Source organism: Microcystis sp. T1-4 (assembly GCF_000297435.1).
Lineage (GTDB): Bacteria > Cyanobacteriota > Cyanobacteriia > Cyanobacteriales > Microcystaceae > Microcystis.
In genome coordinates this window covers 24967-40901 of record NZ_CAIP01000368.1, presented here as the reverse complement: position 1 = coordinate 40901, position 15935 = coordinate 24967, and the positions used below count along the sequence as shown (strand labels likewise).

The following is a 15935-nucleotide window of genomic DNA, read 5'->3' as shown; positions in this document are numbered from 1 at the left end:
AAAAGTATTACCATCCCCCTTGCAAAAACGCCGGATTGCATCGCGATAACGGCCATTCCATTCTCCCCAACCTGTCGGGAAATTCCCCACTTCGTAACCCCAGCGATCCCAAGCTTCGGCGATCATTTCCGCATCGTATTTCTTGCCTAATTTCTTGATCTTTGCTAACAAAGGATGTTTAGGAAAAAATTGTTTTTGTTTGCCCCGATCTTCTCGTTCATGACTAGAAGGAGTTCGACCGAGAACGGGGGCCAGATCAAAACGAAAACCATCAACTGCCATGGTTTCTAACCAATAGGTGAGGGAATCAAGAACCAGATTGCAGGTGACACTATGGGAAAAATTTAATTGATTTCCGCAGCCAGTGGCCCCATCGACTAGATAATGTTCGTCGGTGAGTTGATAGTATTCCACCACATCAAAACCACCAAAACTAACCAATCGGGTGACATCGTTGCTGCCCCAATTGCCCCCTTCTCCGGTGTGATTATAGACCACATCGAGATAAACTTCCATACCCTGGTCGTGGAAAGCTTTGACCATGGACTTAAACTCTCTGGTGGGTCCCCCGGGGGAGCGATCATAAGCATAACGGCGATCGGGGGCGAAATAACCAAAGGTCATGTAACCCCAATAGTTACCACCGGGGCGATCGTCGGGGTTATTATCGTTAGCGGTTTCCTGGACCGGTAAGAGTTCGATCGTGGTAAATCCTAGCGCTTTTAGGTATTTGGCCATATAGCCGGCTCCCGCATAAGTTCCCCTGTACTGGTCGGGAACGTTGGCCACTTCCTCAAAACCCCTAATTCCCTTGAGAATATCTTCTAAACGACTAGCGGAGGGGTGATTGCTGAAACCGCGTACATGGGCCTCATAAATGATCGCTTTTTCGGCACCCAGACGGGGACGAATCCCGGTAGAAGTCCCATCTGGAGCGATCACAATGCCTTTGGGCGACCATTTACCCGTATCGTATTGCCGCTGGATTACTCCTTTGTAGTCCCCCCCTCCTGTGGCATAGATTCCAACATTTTCTCCGGCCGCGACCATGGCCGGGGTTTCTAGGTCGTGGGAAAGTTCTCGCGCGTAGGGATCGAAGAGGACTTTATTGGGGTTAAAACGATGGCCAAAATCGTCCACATCTGCCCGAAAACCGGCGTTACTGTGGCCTCTTTGCCATTTTTGATCAAATTGCCAATTGGGACCCCAACAGCGAAAAGCGTAGTAGCTGCCGTGGGCAATACCAGCGATTTTTGCCCGCCATGTATCATCCTTTGGGTTTTTTGTCAACCAGTAATCATACTTAGCGTTTTCTCCCGTCGGGCGATCGTAGATTTCCAGAAGAATCTGACTGGCATTTCTAGAATAGACGGCAAAGGTGACACTATCGCTCCGATAATGCGCCCCCAGGGGATAGGTGGCATCAGCCCAGAGATGGCTATCTAAGGGCGCATAATTACCAGATTGGGGATGATTTTGACCGATCGCTGGTAACATAAATTGGCGGAATAATATCGCCTTTGATAATAGACATTTTTTGATCGAGGAAATAAGAAAAAAATCTAAAGCTTGCTCCCCCCAAAAAACCAGCTATGCAATTTGACCTAGAGATAAATTTTCGGCTTGTAAACAACCATTTTCTCGATGCAAGTCCCATTCAAGATAGGCTAATCTTTCTTTAATGTCCCGATTTTCTGCCGTCGGTAAACTAATTTGGTTAACTAAATCACTGACTAATTCATCTAGATGGTGTAGATTGCTAGGGAAATTACTAAGTACCTAAGCAAAATTAATTACACATTTCGATCAAGCTTTTGCCTTTTGCCTCTTGCCTTGTGCCTATCTTCACTAGGAAATTTATTTTGCACGACTACTTACATAATTTTCCTCTCTAAAGCCAGAATTGACAATCATCTTCTAATAAACTAGGATAAATTCCTTGTAAGCGTCGATAAGCAATAATATCCGCTCCATACAAAGGGATAGGTAAACGGGGATCTTTGAGAGAACCATAGTGAAGTAAAGTTAATTTTAACGTAGTGTCAACTAACTGTTTTAAATTTACTTGCTCTCCCAATTCATTAACTTTTAAGCGCAAGGGACGAGGAACACCAATTTTTTCAGAAACTTGGGACGTTATCAGGATAACTTCCCGATTTGATAAAGCTAAAGCTAATCCTTTGGAGGGAGCATTTATCTGTTTTTGCTCAAAATTATAAAGTCTAGGAATGCCAGTTTTATAACATTCTACGAGAATAAATTTAGCATTAATTGCTCTAGCTCTTGCCAGTAAATTGTCAACCTCCTTTCCTTGAAATTTACCATCTCTGTAAATGAGAACTGTCTGATTTTTTAGTTCAGCTTGCGGTAAACAATTTTCCAGAATCCGTTGAGGAATTTCTTCTCCCTCGGTTAAACTATCTTCTACCCGACAGCGAACAAATTCTCCCTGTTTTCCATATAGTCGCACACTTGCACAAACATTGAGACTCCCCGGAAGATTTTTTTTGGGCATTCTTCCCACATCTAAACCAATAAAATAATCGGCAATTTCTAGAGGTTCAGCAAGAACATAGGGTAAATTTCCTAATTTGGCTAGGATTCCGGGGACAACTTGATTGAGAATATTATTATATTGGCTCTTATTATTTAAAGTCTTCTCATAAATCATTTGAGTTATAACTCCACGATCCAAAAACTTTCTTTTAATCCACGAATATAAACTCCCTTCTTCAGTATTATCAGCATTGCGATCAGATTGGGGAAGAAATACTAAAGCAATATCTACAGGAATTTCTCCTCGAATTAATCGATCAACTGCTTCTTCCAGTCTAGCTCTTTTTTCAGAGCCTTCACCTTCGACAGAAAAATTTATTTGATTCTCTGGTGGCAAAATAGTCTCAAATTTATAAAGTTTTAATCGCTTTTCTAATTGCTCTCTAAAATCTCCCACTCTCAAATTAGCTGGTTTCAGAATAGCTAAACGAATTTTACGAGCAGTATCGACATATTCTCGATGACGTTTATACACACCACCCTTCGATAATCCTTTGAGAATTTCTCTTTTTTCTCCCCTTTCTCCCTTACCAAATAAGATAGGAGTTTGCTCAAGAGAAATAGAAGGAGTCCAAAAGACTTCGGGGTATTCTTGGCTGTTAATACTTCTTTCTCTTAACTGAAAACCAAAGTTATTTAAAGTCTTTTGTGCCTCCTGTTTATATAACTTTAATAGTTCTTGTCGTTCAGCATATAAGATTTTTGTTTCCTTTAATAAGTCTCCATGATTGACTTGAAATAAACTCTCATCCTCATCTGTTACAGAGGGTTTTAAAGCTGCTAATGGATAAATATACTCCTGGGGATTTTTGCCAAATTGTACCGCAACCACTGGTTGCTCCAGATGAGCTTCTTCTAATTTTCTTCGACTCATTGAACCTGTGGCTTTTTTTAATAAATCTTCTCTTCTTTCCCCAATTGTACCCGCTATTCTAATAATTTTAGCTGTCCCATTGGTTTCTATAGTTTTAACCTTTAAACCTACTAATAATTTCGCAGCATCTTGTCTATAGGGGTGATTTTCATAAAATTGTTCTAAATCTCCACTATAGACAATACTACTGTCAACAGTTAAACAAATAGCTGGATTAGTGTCATTGATGATTTCTGCCCAAAAATCAACTTCTCTCCTTACCTGTACTTGGTTTTCACTTATCTGACTATCTTTGGGAAAAACTATTGGATAGGAAAATTTACCAAATATTTTCAGAATTCTAACTGCTAATTGTGCTGTAACTAAAGCTTTTATCTGAAAGTCTTTTAGCCAATAAATAGAATAATAGTGATCGCCAATATCTTCTCGTAAAACCTCTTGAATATCTGATAAAGCTTCTTTCCACTGTTGTGGAGAGGGAAAAAATTTTTCATCTTTAGCTAATACCCAAAAACAATTATCTTCAAAAATAACCACCACATCGGGAAACTTCCGACTGAATTGCCAACTAAAACGATTACCTATTTTTCTAGTAACTTGATAATTAAGCTTAAAACAATTCAAACAAATATTATTGGTAGTCAAGAAACTAATTTCACTCAAAAAAATCGGGAAATTGGCTGTGTTAGCTGCTGTGTAATTCATGATCTAAACCTCCTTATTTGCATAATCACAAATCGATGTAAAAGGACAATAACGACAGGCATAGCCACTTTGGGGCGGGAAAATATGATAAAAATCTTCGTGGTGATCTTTATATTTTTGTAGTTGTTGCTGATGTTTTTTGGCTAGGAAAGCTAGTTCGATTTTAACTGCTTCCATTGCCTCGGAAGACAGGGATATATTTTCTGAGCTTGTTTGGGTTTCTAAATTGTAAAAAGAAGCGACAATTTTTTCCTGAGGATAAAGGTAACTAGCCGCCAGTAAATAAACATGAGCCTGACGACGATCAAAATTAGATTGACCAGTTTTTAAATCTAAAATATGTATAGTGTCATCAGCTTCTCTAAAAATACAATCAAAGGCAGCGTACAAATTAAACCGATAGTTACCTTGCTCGATAACAATAGGTTCTGGATAACCTTCATCGCCTCTAGATAAATTAATAATCTCTTGATTTAATAAAATTGGTTGTTGATAGTAATTGTTTAAAATTACTAAAACCCTAGCTTGAATTTCTGGCGATTCTTGATTTAATTGCAGGATTTCTGCAACTTGTTCCACCCCATCAAAACTGGATAATCTCGCTGGCTCTTGATGAAACTCAAAAACTCCTCGTTGTGCCAACTTACCAATTTTTTGCGACTGATTATCTTGTGATAGTAATCTTTGGACTTCTGGTTCTTTGTTTCGCGCTTTTTCAAACCCCCGTTTTGTCTGACAATGCCAATTCTCATGGCCCATCGCCGGTTTAAGCGAGCGCCAAAGAAGATAGCTCATCGGAGGATACCAAGGCTTTTTGGGAAACTGGCAGGACACGATTTTTCCCCTCGGTCAGGATAATGCTAGGATGATACGGCAGTGTTTGCTCTAGTGTTGACTAAAATAATCAACGCCAATAAACTAACTCTAGCCTATGTTGACTGAAATAGTCAACCCTTGATATAATTTTTTTTGAGCGATTGAGAGAAAAGCAGTGTCAGAAACATTTGGACAGGTTATCCGCAAAGCTCGTCGAGAGGAGGAATATAGTCAGAGAGAACTAGCTAAGTTGATTGGGGTGGACTATACCTATCTATCAAAGCTAGAAAATGATCATGTGGGTTATCCTCCTAGTCAGCAGGTGATTGAGTCCTTAGCGACTCATTTAAAATTAAATGCTCAAACCTTAGGGGAATTGGCAGGACGAATTAGTTCAGATGATCAAAAAGTCTTCAAAGAATTAGTTCAAAAATATCAACAAATGCCGATTTTATTGCGTCGCATGAAAGACAATCCCAATTTTGCCAAAAAAATTATTTCTGAGGCGACAAAATTAGAACCAGAGGAGTAAATATCTTGGATATTATTAAACCCTATAGTTTTATTCCCAAAACAGTGATTGAAACTCAGGCAGACGATATTCTGAAGAAAGTAAAAGCTCATCGTCGTCGTCCCTTAAAAAATTGCGATCTTGCGGAAGCAGCGGCCGATCATTTTGATTTGGCTATTGAATGGATGGATATAAAGGCAGATAAAGAGGGAGAAATCGCTGCGATGATTATTCCCACAGAAAAGAAAATTATTCTCAATGAAGATGTAAAATTCTTAAAAGATTCTCAAAATTCATCCCTAGCAAAAGAAGGTTTTAAAAATTCGAGTTTAGCTCATGAAATTGGTCATTTTGTCCTTCATATTAATCAAACAGCCGTCTCTAATTTTTTGGATCGAATCAATCAGGGAGATTCCCTAGAGACAATTCAACCTTTTCTGTGTCGTACAGTTGATTCTAGCCAAAGAATTGAATGGCAAGCCCAATATTTTGCCAGTTGTTTACTAATGGCGATGAGTGAGTTAGAGAAAGTCATCAAGGGCCGTGACTTAACTAAATGGGGACATCTGTATGCGATCGCCGACGAGTTGGGAGTAACTATTACTAATCTTAGAAGTCGTTTAGAAAGTCTCCATTGGATTAAAGTCGATAAAAAAGTAATTTATCGGGGCAGTAATTTTCCCAAGAAATAGCTTCAATGTTCCGGGGGAGATTTTGCCTATCTCGATGGACTTATTTACTAATAATTTCCGTGGTTTGTGAGTTAGGAATCGGTTCAAAGTTGTGGTCGTCAGCCAGATATTCTGGATAGGTGGAGAATTGGGGTAGTATTTCTAGGGTAAAAGCTTCGGCCGCTTTTGATCGATAGCGATTCGGGTTAATAATTACCGACAAAGTGCGTCGTATTTCCACGTCTTTAATTCGGGTAGCGTGGATCACGCCCATTTGTAGTTCTTTTTCGATCGCTGTCACCGAGACAAAAGCCGCCCCTAAACCGGATTGGACGGCATTTTTAATCGCCTCGATCGAGTTAAGTTCCATCTCCACTTTTAAGCGTTTGGTATCGATCTCGCAACGAGTTAAAACCTTGTCGATGACTTTGCGAATCGTCGATTGGGAATCGAGGGTGATAAATTTTAGTCGATATAAATCCTCTTTTTGAATCATTTCTACCTTAGACAGAGGATGAAAAATCGGCAGGACTAAAGCCAGTTCATCTTCTGCGTAGGGGATAATCCGCAGGGTTTCTTGTAATTCGGCGGGAACTTCCCCCCCGATAATGGCTAAATCCACTTGACCGTTAGCAACGCTCCAAGAGGTGCGACGGGTGGAATGAACTTGTAGCTGTACGGATACTTCTGGATATTTTTGCCGAAACAGACCGATCATGCGGGGAAGAAGATAGGTTCCCGTGGTTTGGGAAGCGCCGACGATTAGGGTTCCCCCTTGCAGATTTTGTAGATCTTCGATCGCCCGACAGGTTTCTTGACAGAGACTGATAATTTTTTCGCCGTAGCTTAAGAGTAGGTGTCCCGCTTCCGTCAATTGGGCTTTCCGACCGCCTCGGTCAAATAACGGCACATTTAGCTGTTTTTCGAGGTTTTGTACCTGAAGACTGATTGCCGGTTGGGATACATACAGGGTATCTGCCGCCCGTTTAAAGCTTCCCTCAGCAGCGATCGCTTTGAGAATTCTCAGTTGGTCTAGGGTGAAAGGAATGTCGGTCATAGAAAGCCTCAAAAACAGCGACAGGAGAAGGGGAGGACAATAGCGACAAATCTTAAGCCAGTGCCGATAAACACACTGAATTGACAGTACCACACCACGGGGATCAATGCTTCAGCTAGTTCCAGTTATCAGTTACCAGTGATCAGTATTCAGGAGTCAGTATTCAGGAGACAGGAGACTCCGAGACAGGGTGATGGGGTGGTCACTGCCTGCGCGTTGCGGGGGGTTTTGGGGTGTTAGGGTTTTAGGGTTTTAGTTGAAATTCCCCCACTTCACCACTTCCCCACTTCCCCACCCCTGACTGATTACTGATCACTGTTTACTGATCACTGAAAAAGGCTGACCCAGCAATTATCGGGTTGACTTTTGTGTACCACTTAATCCTTATTAACCAAGAATCTTAATGATATTTTAAGATTTTTTAACAAACCGCCCCTAGCTGAGATGAACGTATATCCTAGAGGGGAGCGAGTATAGATTCCTATTCCCGTTCGATCGGTCCCTAATTCTCTGGAGATCAGCATTCATGCTTACTTTGCTCCGTTCCCTGCTATTTTCCACCCTATTAAGTTTTGTTGCCCCCGTCCTCCTGGTGGGTTCCATTTTAACTGCTTTATTGGCCACCAGTCACGTCCCCGGCTTTACTTGGGTTTCTCAGACCGGTTTTAGCCAAATCCTGCAATTTTTAACCATTTTCGGCGGCGGTTATCCCCTACAAGGAATGTTCACCATCGCTGTCACCTTTGCTTTTGTTGGCAGTTTATTCGATTTATTTAACTTTTACGTCTATCAAACCAATCGGGGACAGTAACAGGCAAAGGGTGACATTGACTGTCTAGAATGGGAATGAGGTTTTTATGGGATCGAATCGTCTATGCGCCCTATTTTCTACCGTTTTTGGCTACTAACAATCATTTCCCTGCTGCTCACTCTGAGTATCGGGATTATCGATCCCCAACCTAGTTTCGGGCGCTCGTGGATGGATTTACTTTTTCGCGGTGTGCAGGTTATTCAACTTTCGACTATTTCCCCTCAGCAGGAAGTCGCCCTCGGTAGGCAGATTAATCAAGGTTTACTAGAATCAGGTAAGATAAAACTGGCCAAAGATGCCAGAATTAACCAATATGTCCAAGAAATCGGGCAGCGATTAGCGGCAACTAGCGATCGCCCTGATCTTCCCTACACTTTTCAAGTGGTGCGCGACAATAGCATTAACGCCTTCGCTACTATGGGCGGATTTGTCTATTTACACACGGGATTGATTAAAACTGCCAGTAATGAGGCGGAATTAGCCAGTGTGATTGCCCATGAAATTGGCCATATCGTCGGTCGTCATTCTATCACCCAATTACGCAATACTGCCCTCGCCCAAGGACTTCTCAGTGCGGCGGGATTGGACACAAAAACTTGGGTACAATTGGGAGTCAATCTCGCCTATAATCTGCCCAATAGTCGCAAGGATGAATTAGAAGCGGACCGACTGGGTTTAAACAATCTAGCTGAGGCTGGTTATGCCCCCACGGCCATGATCTCCTTTATGGGAAAATTAGCACAACAAGGCGGTTCTACCCCGACAATTCTCAGCACCCATCCTGCCACAGGCGATCGGATTTTGGCACTGCAAAAACAGCTTAATTCGGTTAATAACAAGCAGAATCAAGGTTTAGACGAGGATTATTACCAATTGCAGATTCGTTCTCTCCGCTAATCATATTTTACAATACAATTTCCCGAACGGATAAAAACTCGGCCACCGCTTGATTAAAAGTTTCAGGTTCCCCTAAAAATGCCCAATGATTACCCGGTATTTTTTTAATCTCTAGAGAAGTTAAATACTTTTTATAGGATTGAATTTGCCAAGCAGTGCGATTTAATCCCTGTTGGGGAAGGACTAATAAACTGGGAATATCTAAAGTTTTAGTTAATCCGGCAAACCCCATGACATCCTCAAAAATTTCCCCCCGTGCCGATAAAGTAAATTTACTGCTCCAACTGCCATCAGCTTTTTGTTCGATGGCATTTTTAAACACCTCTTGCTGTAGATTTGACCAACCTTTATATTGTTTTAATTGACGAGCGATCGCTTCTAGGCTCTGATAACTATCAAAGGAACGAGTAATCTTTAAAAAGGGCAAAACCTGATAGAGAATTGGAAAAGTTATCCTAATCCAACCAGGCATTTTATCGATAAAAAAGGGATCGACTAAAATTAAACTCTTAAATACTTCCGGCTGTTGAGTTGCCCAAATTGCCGCTATTTTAGCACTCCAAGAATGACCTAAAATATGTGCTTGTGTCCAACCTAAATGATTAATTAAAGCCCTTAAATCGCCGATATAATCCTGAAAGTGATAACCGGTTGCCGGTTTACCGCTTTCCCCATGTCCCCGCAAATCTGGGGCAACAACTTGATAATTTGAGCTTAAATAATCGCCCAAACTTGACCAAACCAAAGCATGATCCGCCATGCCGTGCAATAATAGTAGAGGCATACCTCGATCGCTCCATTGTAAATAGGAAATTGCCATCGAGTTATTGGTAAAAGTCTGGCGTTGCGGCATAAATTCTCGGCTGATTTTTAATCTATAATTTAAATATCACTTAATAAAACTTCATACAATGGCACTACAATCGCCGCTCACTGGTACTAGCTTAGAACAATTGTCTTGGACATGGCAAGGTCACACCATCCCCTACACTGTGCGGGGAGAAGGACAACCCCTAGTCTTAATTCACGGTTTTGGGGCATCTATCGGTCATTGGCGCAAAAATATCCCCGTTTTAGCGGAAAATGGCTATCAAGTCTATGCCCTAGATCTTCTGGGATTTGGGGGTACAGATAAGCCCGCTTTAGATTATAGTCTCAACCTTTGGCAGCGGCAAATACAGGACTTTTGCAGGGAAAAAATGGCAAGACCGGCGGTATTTATCGGTAACTCCATCGGGGGACTGATTACCTTAATGCTGATGGCAGAATCTCCCGAAATCACGGCTGGAGGAGTAATTATCAACTGTGCCGGAGGATTAAACCATCGTCCCGAAGAATTAAATTTCCCTTTGCGTTTAATCATGGCTGCCTTTACCGGTTTAGTTAGTTCTCCCGTGACAGGAAAGTTTATTTTTGAACAGGTAAGACAGAAAAATCGCATCCGTAACACCTTAAAACAGGTTTATCGCGACCATACCGCGATTACCGAGGAATTAGTCGAAATCCTCTATCAACCCTCCTGTGATGCGGGTGCGTGGGGAGTGTTTGCATCAGTGTTGACAGCACCCCCCGGACCTTCTCCCCAGGAATTATTACCGCAAATCGATCGCCCTTTATTGGTACTCTGGGGAGAGGATGACCCTTGGACACCGATCGCTGGTTCGGTAATTTACCAAGAAAGAGCTAAAATGGGTGATAATACCCAATTTTATCCGATTGCCAAAGCCGGTCACTGTCCCCACGATGAACATCCCGAAAAAGTTAATCAATTAATTTTGAGTTGGCTGTCGGAAATAGAGAGCTAGTCAGTTATCGGAGAAATCTGCCAATCGGGGCGAAGATTTTTCGCTCCTCGTAGATAGATGTGCTGCATTTCCCCTTGTAGTTTGGGAGTATTAACGTGGAGAATTACGCGAATACACTTGTCCAGACTACCAGCGACCTGCATCTGTTGCACATCGAGGAGGGGGACATTTTGCCAGTGGGGACGTTCGCGAGCGATAGCAGCGGGGAAAATCGCATCTAAATCCTGAGTTGCCGTAAAGATAACACTAACAATATCATCGGGATCGAGACTATTGTGGATTTCGATCGCTTCGAGGAGTTCTGTTACTGCTTCTCGTATAGCTTCAATAGTATTAGCCGTTACCGTCGTCGCTCCCCGAATGGCTCGAACCTTCCACTGCACGATTGTCATCCTCCGCTAATCCTGATGAGTCAATTTTAGGGGTTAACGCGCCCTTTTTCTCGACTTTAATCTGGCCATCAGGGTCGGTATAACCACAATAGTTGTCCGTTAACTTCCAATTCAAATTCTAGACGCTGTAGGGTTGTTTGTAGCCCTAGGGGTATTTGGGAACGATTACCCGTCAGACGACTGAGGAGGGGTTTCGGTTCTTCGATAGTCTGACATTTAGTTTTATCTGGGGGTAATCCTGCCAATTCTAGCGCCCAAAGTCGGGCATCTTCCTCGGTTCCCAGGCGATCGACCACTCCCAATTCTAACGCCTGTTGGCCGGTAAAAATGCGCCCATCGGCAAAACTTTTCACCTGATTGACATCTAAATTTCTCGCTCCGGCGACGGTTTGCAGAAATTGCTGATAACTGGTATCGATCATATCCTGGAGAATTCTTTCTTCTTCATCAGTTAATTCTCGATCGAAGGAGAGAATATCTTTATAAGGGCCTGATTTAATCACTTTAAACGAAACTCCCACCTTATCCAACAATCTTTCCAGATTGTTCCCCCTCAGGATAACACCGATCGAGCCGGTAATCGTGCCGGGGTTAGCCATAATATAATTAGCCCCCATACCGATATAAACGCCACCAGAGGCGGAAATATTGCCAAAACTAGCGATTATTTTCGTGTTTTTTTGTAACCGCTTCAATGCTTCATAAATTTCTTGGGAATCCCCCACGGTTCCCCCGGGGGAGTCAATGCGGAGAAGTAGGGCGGGATATTGCCTTTCTTTGACGATTTCTAGGGCTTTTAAGACTCTTTTGCGGGTATCGGAGGCAATTGCACCTGTAATTTCTATTCGAGCGATTTGTTTGCGGGTTTTCGGTTTAAAAGGCCAGACCATCAGGTTTAAATATCTCTAAAAAAAGGACTCTTTCTAATCTAACGCTTTGATCGTTCCAGGTTAAGCAGACATTATTACATTTTCGGCCAACGCGATCATTGGTGTCAACTGAAGGACATAGCCCCCCAATTTCTTGAGAGAGCGCATCTCTTTCCCTGTGTCGTTTCCTTTCAGCTTTAACTAAGCCAAAAAGTTTAGCTCGCTTGGCTAAATAACTGACCACATCAGGGTTTTCCCCTCTAGTGACTGCTTTAGCCACATAGTATAAACTGGGAAAAACCATCGCCACTGAAATTTTTTCTTTGGGCTGACTAAGAGCCATCGCCACCTGTCCGACTAAAGGATTTAAAACCGGATAAAAAATGAGAGTAGCCAAAATTTGAATTTGTACCCCCTGGCGATGTCCAACCCATAAATAACCTAATTCTAACAATCTCTTGGTTAAGAGAAAAGCCGACTCTATCTGCCATCTTCGACGGTACAAATCACACAATTCTTGAGCAGAAAGCTGCTCAGGAGAGAGAACATTAGTCATAACATTTTCCTAAAGTAATGGCAGATATGCTTAGTTGCCGTCACCACCAAAATCTCTCCCACAAAGGGAGAGGCAGTAAAATGCCTGCCACGAATAAAGAAAAATAGTGTAAAATTTTCATGGCATATAGTTCTCAAAGTCTTCGATAGGATTATCAAAACTGTCAAGCATTTTAACTATTCGTTTTGCGCCTCCATATTGAGGACGCTTAAGCGGCTATCGTGTTATCTATCAGCTTAAAGACAATAGTTGTGTTTTGATGCTCCTCATCTATGCGAAATCTGAACAAACAGACATCCCAGCGCAGCAAATTCGAGATATCATTAATAAATTTGACAATTCCTAGAAGCATTAAGAGATGCCAAAAACAAACCCCCTCAAGATTGAATGAAGGGGCATTTATAGTATTTTTAGAGGTAATTTAGCCTACTTTTGTGGTTTCTTTTTCAGTGGATTGAGAGGGTTTTAGTTGGCAACTGATAATAAAGCCTCTTCTATTGGCTTTGGTAACTCAATAGCATGAAACCGATTCACAGAAAAAGCGTAATCTTCACCACTTTCATCAATAACCCGAATTAGACTGTTTATTTCTGCTGTCTCATCAGGGATAACGCGGTATATTTTGCCCACCTCTAGTGAAGCTTCGTAGCCTTCATTATTGAGACAAACTACGAACTGATTTGTTGGAGATGACTCTATGTTCATGGTCAATCTAGAAACGGTAACTTGAGCTTAAATTCTTTTTTGCCGATGCCATGAGCTTCATACCAATGGACTTCAGCTAACCTTACTATACCATTGGCAAGCTGAACTTGGGCTATGCCCTTTAATTTTCTCCATTTACCTTTGCCATACTGTTTTTGCAACCGTTCCCGATGACGAATTCCTGTTCCTGTGGCAATAATCTCGATATTAGTGATATCGCTGATCATCTCAAAGTCCACGATCGAGCAAGCAATCTTAAAGAGTGGCCTTTCATTATAGCATCTATTGCCAAAAAAGAGATATAAAAAAACAAACCCCCCTCAAGATTGATTGAAGGAGTATTGATGGTATTTTTAGAGGCAATTTAGCCTACTTTTGTGGTTTCTTTTTCAGTGGATTTAGAGGGTTTTAGTTGGCAACTGATAATAAAGCCTCTTCTATTGGCTTTGGTAACTCAATAGCATAAAACCGATTCTTAATGTGTAAAATGTGTAAGGGGAAGAGACGCAAAAAATAAACCTGCTCAACTGACTAAATGAAGGGGGTTATGATATCATTCCAATAGGAAGGGATAGATAGGGTTATAGCCATGAGTATTGATATCTCCGATGAAATTCTCAGTGCAACACGCATGACTGAAGCTGAGATGAGGCAGGAAATTGCGGTCATGCTCTTTCAAAAAGAGAAGCTCACCCTTGCTCAAGCGAGTCGATTTGCAGGAATGAATCGTATTGCTTTTCAACACCTACTTGCAAGTCGTCAAATTCCGGTACACTACGATGTCGAAGATTTTGAACAGGATATTAAGAACTTGCGGGAGATGGGAAGATTGTGATTGTTGTCAGTGATACATCCCCTATCAACAATCTTGCCGCCATTAATCAACTTCATCTGCTACAACAACTTTACGAAATAGTTTTTATTCCCGAAGCAGTTTATCGAGAATTAACTGAGCCTGATTTTCCGGTAGCAGGTTCAATAGAGGTACAAACCTTAGATTGGATTCAAACTCGAACGGTAACTAACCGCACAGTGATTGAAGCTCTTGCAGATGAACTAGATAAGGGAGAAGCTGAGGCTATTGCTTTAGCACTTGAGTTGGGAGCAGATCAAGTTTTGATTGATGAGCGTCGTGGTCGTAGAATTGCTGCTAGACTTAATCTTCGATACACAGGAATTCTGGGCATTTTAGTTGAGGCGAAGAATCGAGGGTTAATCTCTGAGGTGAAACCCCTACTAGACGCTTTGATTGATCAAGCAGGATTTTGGGTGGCTGCACCTTTATACAGCAGTGTTTTACAGATTGTTGATGAAGAAAAAAATAAACCCCCTCAAGATTGAATGAAGGGGTATTTATGGTATTTTTAGAAGCAATTTAGCCTACTTTTGTGGTTTCTTTTTCTGATGGTTTGGATGGTTTTAGTTTGCGCTTAAGGGTTGAAGCTGCGCTAGAGCCGAAGGTGATGATACTCAAACTGTTATTTTTTGTACTGTAGATTTTGTGGTTATTTCCTTAGGATGTCTGAACAATTGACCTTCATTTTGGTAGAAAACTTCATAATCCGGGGCCAGTTCAAGACGTAACTGTTTCCATAAACTAATTCCTTCTTGTTTAAAATCCATTTCAGCTTGCTGATTAGGAAAATCTGATAAAGGTGGATAGTCTTGATTTAAAGTCTTATCGTAAGTATCCTGCCATGGGTTTAAACGCTGAATAGTTGCTTGACTTAATGGCAATTCTTCAGGAGCAATGTTATCAATTTCATCTACTCCCCAAAGTGGGTAACTTCCATAATCTGCCCAAAGTTTGATTCTGATTGCCATAACTATCATTCCTGAATAAGTTTATTAATTAATCGAGCCGTAGGTTGGGTTGAGCTATCATTATTGCTCAGGTATTACCAATCGGCTCAAAAGGCGAAACCCAACAAACATTGTGAAAATATTCCAGGAAGTTGTTGGGTAACAGGCGTCTGAATAAGTTTGTTAATTAATCGAGCCGTAGGTTGGGTTGAGCTATCATTATTGCTCAGGTATTACCAATCGGCTCAAAAGGCGAAACCCAACAAAAATTGTGAAAATATTCCAGGAAGTTGTTGGGTTTCCTTGCGTCAACCCAACCTACGAGTCTTTATTCAGTGAACAGTTAACAGTTAACCGAGGTAATATATTACCTCCATTCAACTGAGAAACCAGGACCTACTAATCGCAGATAAACGATTCTTCCGGGCAAATTTCCTTTAAAGAGAATTTTTCCGTTAATGGGGACTCTAGAAGGCATATCTGTCATATATGCTTGATCACCTGGACCTATTGCTCCAATAATGCACCGCGATCCCTTCAATTGCTTGCCGGTAGAATCAATGATGATAGAGTCTTTGGGATAAAAATAAAGATCTCTGACTTCCCCTAAGTTTGCAACCATAAAAGTACAAACTACAGAATTATTGTCTTTATTACAATTCTGAATCTCGAAAGCAAAACCATTGCTTACACGTCTCAAATTACGGGCTTGAGCAATATCATCGTGATTCTGATAGAAGTTAGAAGATAAAGCTGTAGTTAAGGCTAAAATTGGTAGCCATCTGAAAAATCCTTTTTTCATCACCATTCGCTACTCAGTACATAAGTGTTCGCCCCCTCGCAGCTAGGTGAAGCAACAACCTAACCCAACCATAAAGGAAACTAAAAACAACAATACACTCCCCCC

At 41.5% G+C, this 15935-nt stretch carries 19 protein-coding genes and 1 pseudogene; 8 read left to right on the top strand and 12 right to left on the bottom strand.

The genetic code is table 11. From position 1 onward, the window contains the following. The 3 genes from MICAI_RS17555 to MICAI_RS17545 all read right to left on the bottom strand — a co-directional run. A partial coding sequence (locus MICAI_RS17555; RefSeq protein ID WP_039900465.1) for an alpha-amylase family glycosyl hydrolase occupies positions 1-1497 on the bottom strand: 1497 nt, incomplete at its 3' end. 394 nt (positions 1498-1891) lie between these two features. Next, entirely contained in the window at positions 1892-4135 is a 2244-nt protein-coding gene (locus MICAI_RS17550) for a Piwi domain-containing protein (RefSeq protein ID WP_008205290.1), read from the bottom strand. Between the two features lie 3 nt (positions 4136-4138). Beyond that, on the bottom strand, positions 4139-4930 hold the full coding sequence (locus MICAI_RS17545; RefSeq protein ID WP_008205288.1) for a PD-(D/E)XK nuclease family protein: 792 nt from the start codon (positions 4928-4930) through the stop codon (positions 4139-4141). 196 nt (positions 4931-5126) lie between these two features. Here MICAI_RS17545 and MICAI_RS17540 point away from each other — a divergent pair, with 196 nt between their 5' ends. Together MICAI_RS17540 and MICAI_RS17535 are read left to right on the top strand one after the other, a co-directional pair. After that, entirely contained in the window at positions 5127-5483 is a 357-nt protein-coding gene (locus MICAI_RS17540; RefSeq protein ID WP_008205286.1) for a helix-turn-helix domain-containing protein, read from the top strand. 5 nt (positions 5484-5488) lie between these two features. Beyond that, the gene (locus MICAI_RS17535) at positions 5489-6154 is read left to right on the top strand and encodes an ImmA/IrrE family metallo-endopeptidase (protein ID WP_008205284.1); all 666 of its coding nucleotides are present in this window, start codon (positions 5489-5491) and stop codon (positions 6152-6154) included. A gap of 40 nt (positions 6155-6194) precedes the next feature. On the opposite strand, the gene MICAI_RS17530 is transcribed toward MICAI_RS17535, so the two are convergent. Next, positions 6195-7190, bottom strand: coding sequence for a LysR family transcriptional regulator (locus MICAI_RS17530; RefSeq protein WP_008205282.1), 996 nt, complete (start codon positions 7188-7190; stop codon positions 6195-6197). A 526-nt stretch (positions 7191-7716) separates the two neighbouring features. Here MICAI_RS17530 and MICAI_RS17525 point away from each other — a divergent pair. Together MICAI_RS17525 and MICAI_RS17520 are read left to right on the top strand one after the other, a co-directional pair. Next, positions 7717-8001: a hypothetical protein gene (locus MICAI_RS17525; protein ID WP_008205280.1), complete on the top strand. Its 285-nt coding sequence runs from the start codon at positions 7717-7719 to the stop codon at positions 7999-8001. Between the two features lie 63 nt (positions 8002-8064). Then, the gene (locus MICAI_RS17520) at positions 8065-8898 is read left to right on the top strand and encodes a M48 family metallopeptidase (protein WP_008205278.1); all 834 of its coding nucleotides are present in this window, start codon (positions 8065-8067) and stop codon (positions 8896-8898) included. A gap of 7 nt (positions 8899-8905) precedes the next feature. Here the strand turns inward: MICAI_RS17520 and MICAI_RS17515 are convergent, their stop codons facing one another. Next, positions 8906-9751: an alpha/beta fold hydrolase gene (locus MICAI_RS17515; protein ID WP_008205275.1), complete on the bottom strand. Its 846-nt coding sequence runs from the start codon at positions 9749-9751 to the stop codon at positions 8906-8908. Between the two features lie 58 nt (positions 9752-9809). Between MICAI_RS17515 and MICAI_RS17510 the strand changes: the two genes are divergently transcribed. Further along, complete coding sequence (locus MICAI_RS17510) at positions 9810-10703, top strand: alpha/beta fold hydrolase (protein ID WP_008205274.1); 894 nt, start codon at positions 9810-9812, stop codon at positions 10701-10703. Here the strand turns inward: MICAI_RS17510 and aroH are convergent. From aroH to MICAI_RS17495, 3 genes are all read right to left on the bottom strand, one after another. Continuing rightward, positions 10700-11095, bottom strand: a complete 396-nt coding sequence (gene aroH, locus MICAI_RS17505) for a chorismate mutase (RefSeq protein ID WP_008205272.1) — start codon at positions 11093-11095, stop codon at positions 10700-10702. The genes MICAI_RS17510 and aroH overlap by 4 nt on opposite strands. 68 nt (positions 11096-11163) lie before the next feature. Next, positions 11164-11985 (bottom strand): signal peptide peptidase SppA, encoded by an 822-nt coding sequence (sppA, locus tag MICAI_RS17500; RefSeq protein WP_008205270.1) that lies wholly within the window; start codon positions 11983-11985, stop codon positions 11164-11166. Then, the gene (locus tag MICAI_RS17495; protein ID WP_008205267.1) at positions 11969-12520 is read right to left on the bottom strand and encodes a hypothetical protein; all 552 of its coding nucleotides are present in this window, start codon (positions 12518-12520) and stop codon (positions 11969-11971) included. The genes sppA and MICAI_RS17495 overlap by 17 nt, the downstream gene beginning before the upstream one ends. Positions 12521-12722: 202 nt before the next feature. Between MICAI_RS17495 and MICAI_RS27965 the strand changes: the two are divergent. Next, a pseudogene (locus MICAI_RS27965) lies at positions 12723-12866 on the top strand (type II toxin-antitoxin system RelE/ParE family toxin); the annotation flags it as partial. A 119-nt stretch (positions 12867-12985) separates the two neighbouring features. On the opposite strand, the gene MICAI_RS17490 reads toward MICAI_RS27965, so the two are convergent. Continuing rightward, positions 12986-13225 (bottom strand): hypothetical protein, encoded by a 240-nt coding sequence (locus tag MICAI_RS17490; protein WP_008205265.1) that lies wholly within the window; start codon positions 13223-13225, stop codon positions 12986-12988. Between the two features lie 2 nt (positions 13226-13227). After that, positions 13228-13464: a hypothetical protein gene (locus tag MICAI_RS17485; RefSeq protein ID WP_039900464.1), complete on the bottom strand. Its 237-nt coding sequence runs from the start codon at positions 13462-13464 to the stop codon at positions 13228-13230. A 350-nt stretch (positions 13465-13814) separates the two neighbouring features. Between MICAI_RS17485 and MICAI_RS17480 the strand changes: the two genes are divergently transcribed. Both MICAI_RS17480 and MICAI_RS17475 read left to right on the top strand, forming a co-directional pair. Beyond that, positions 13815-14060 (top strand): UPF0175 family protein, encoded by a 246-nt coding sequence (locus MICAI_RS17480; protein ID WP_002748168.1) that lies wholly within the window; start codon positions 13815-13817, stop codon positions 14058-14060. Further along, positions 14057-14566, top strand: a complete 510-nt coding sequence (locus MICAI_RS17475) for a DUF3368 domain-containing protein (RefSeq protein ID WP_008205259.1) — start codon at positions 14057-14059, stop codon at positions 14564-14566. The genes MICAI_RS17480 and MICAI_RS17475 overlap by 4 nt, the downstream gene beginning before the upstream one ends. Before the next feature lie 129 nt (positions 14567-14695). On the opposite strand, the gene MICAI_RS17470 is transcribed toward MICAI_RS17475, so the two are convergent. Both MICAI_RS17470 and MICAI_RS17465 read right to left on the bottom strand, forming a co-directional pair. After that, entirely contained in the window at positions 14696-15049 is a 354-nt protein-coding gene (locus tag MICAI_RS17470) for a hypothetical protein (protein ID WP_008205255.1), read from the bottom strand. Between the two features lie 346 nt (positions 15050-15395). Then, positions 15396-15836 carry a hypothetical protein gene (locus MICAI_RS17465; protein WP_008205253.1) on the bottom strand — a complete coding sequence of 147 codons (441 nt, stop codon included), beginning with the start codon at positions 15834-15836 and terminating at the stop codon, positions 15396-15398. Positions 15837-15935: the final 99 nt, after the last annotated feature.

Bases quoted from the DNA above. Each gene is read 5' to 3' on its own strand.
- MICAI_RS17550 (WP_008205290.1), bottom strand. From the start codon at position 4,135: ATGAATTACACAGCAGCTAACACAGCCAATTTCCCGATTTTTTTGAGT.
- MICAI_RS17545 (WP_008205288.1), bottom strand. From the start codon at position 4,930: ATGAGCTATCTTCTTTGGCGCTCGCTTAAACCGGCGATGGGCCATGAG.
- MICAI_RS17530 (WP_008205282.1), bottom strand. From the start codon at position 7,190: ATGACCGACATTCCTTTCACCCTAGACCAACTGAGAATTCTCAAAGCG.
- MICAI_RS17525 (WP_008205280.1), top strand. From the start codon at position 7,717: ATGCTTACTTTGCTCCGTTCCCTGCTATTTTCCACCCTATTAAGTTTT.
- MICAI_RS17520 (WP_008205278.1), top strand. From the start codon at position 8,065: ATGCGCCCTATTTTCTACCGTTTTTGGCTACTAACAATCATTTCCCTG.
- MICAI_RS17515 (WP_008205275.1), bottom strand. From the start codon at position 9,751: ATGCCGCAACGCCAGACTTTTACCAATAACTCGATGGCAATTTCCTAT.
- MICAI_RS17510 (WP_008205274.1), top strand. From the start codon at position 9,810: ATGGCACTACAATCGCCGCTCACTGGTACTAGCTTAGAACAATTGTCT.
- aroH (WP_008205272.1), bottom strand. From the start codon at position 11,095: ATGACAATCGTGCAGTGGAAGGTTCGAGCCATTCGGGGAGCGACGACG.
- sppA (WP_008205270.1), bottom strand. From the start codon at position 11,985: ATGGTCTGGCCTTTTAAACCGAAAACCCGCAAACAAATCGCTCGAATA.
- MICAI_RS17495 (WP_008205267.1), bottom strand. From the start codon at position 12,520: ATGACTAATGTTCTCTCTCCTGAGCAGCTTTCTGCTCAAGAATTGTGT.
- MICAI_RS17490 (WP_008205265.1), bottom strand. From the start codon at position 13,225: ATGAACATAGAGTCATCTCCAACAAATCAGTTCGTAGTTTGTCTCAAT.
- MICAI_RS17480 (WP_002748168.1), top strand. From the start codon at position 13,815: ATGAGTATTGATATCTCCGATGAAATTCTCAGTGCAACACGCATGACT.
- MICAI_RS17470 (WP_008205255.1), bottom strand. From the start codon at position 15,049: ATGGCAATCAGAATCAAACTTTGGGCAGATTATGGAAGTTACCCACTT.
- MICAI_RS17465 (WP_008205253.1), bottom strand. From the start codon at position 15,836: ATGGTGATGAAAAAAGGATTTTTCAGATGGCTACCAATTTTAGCCTTA.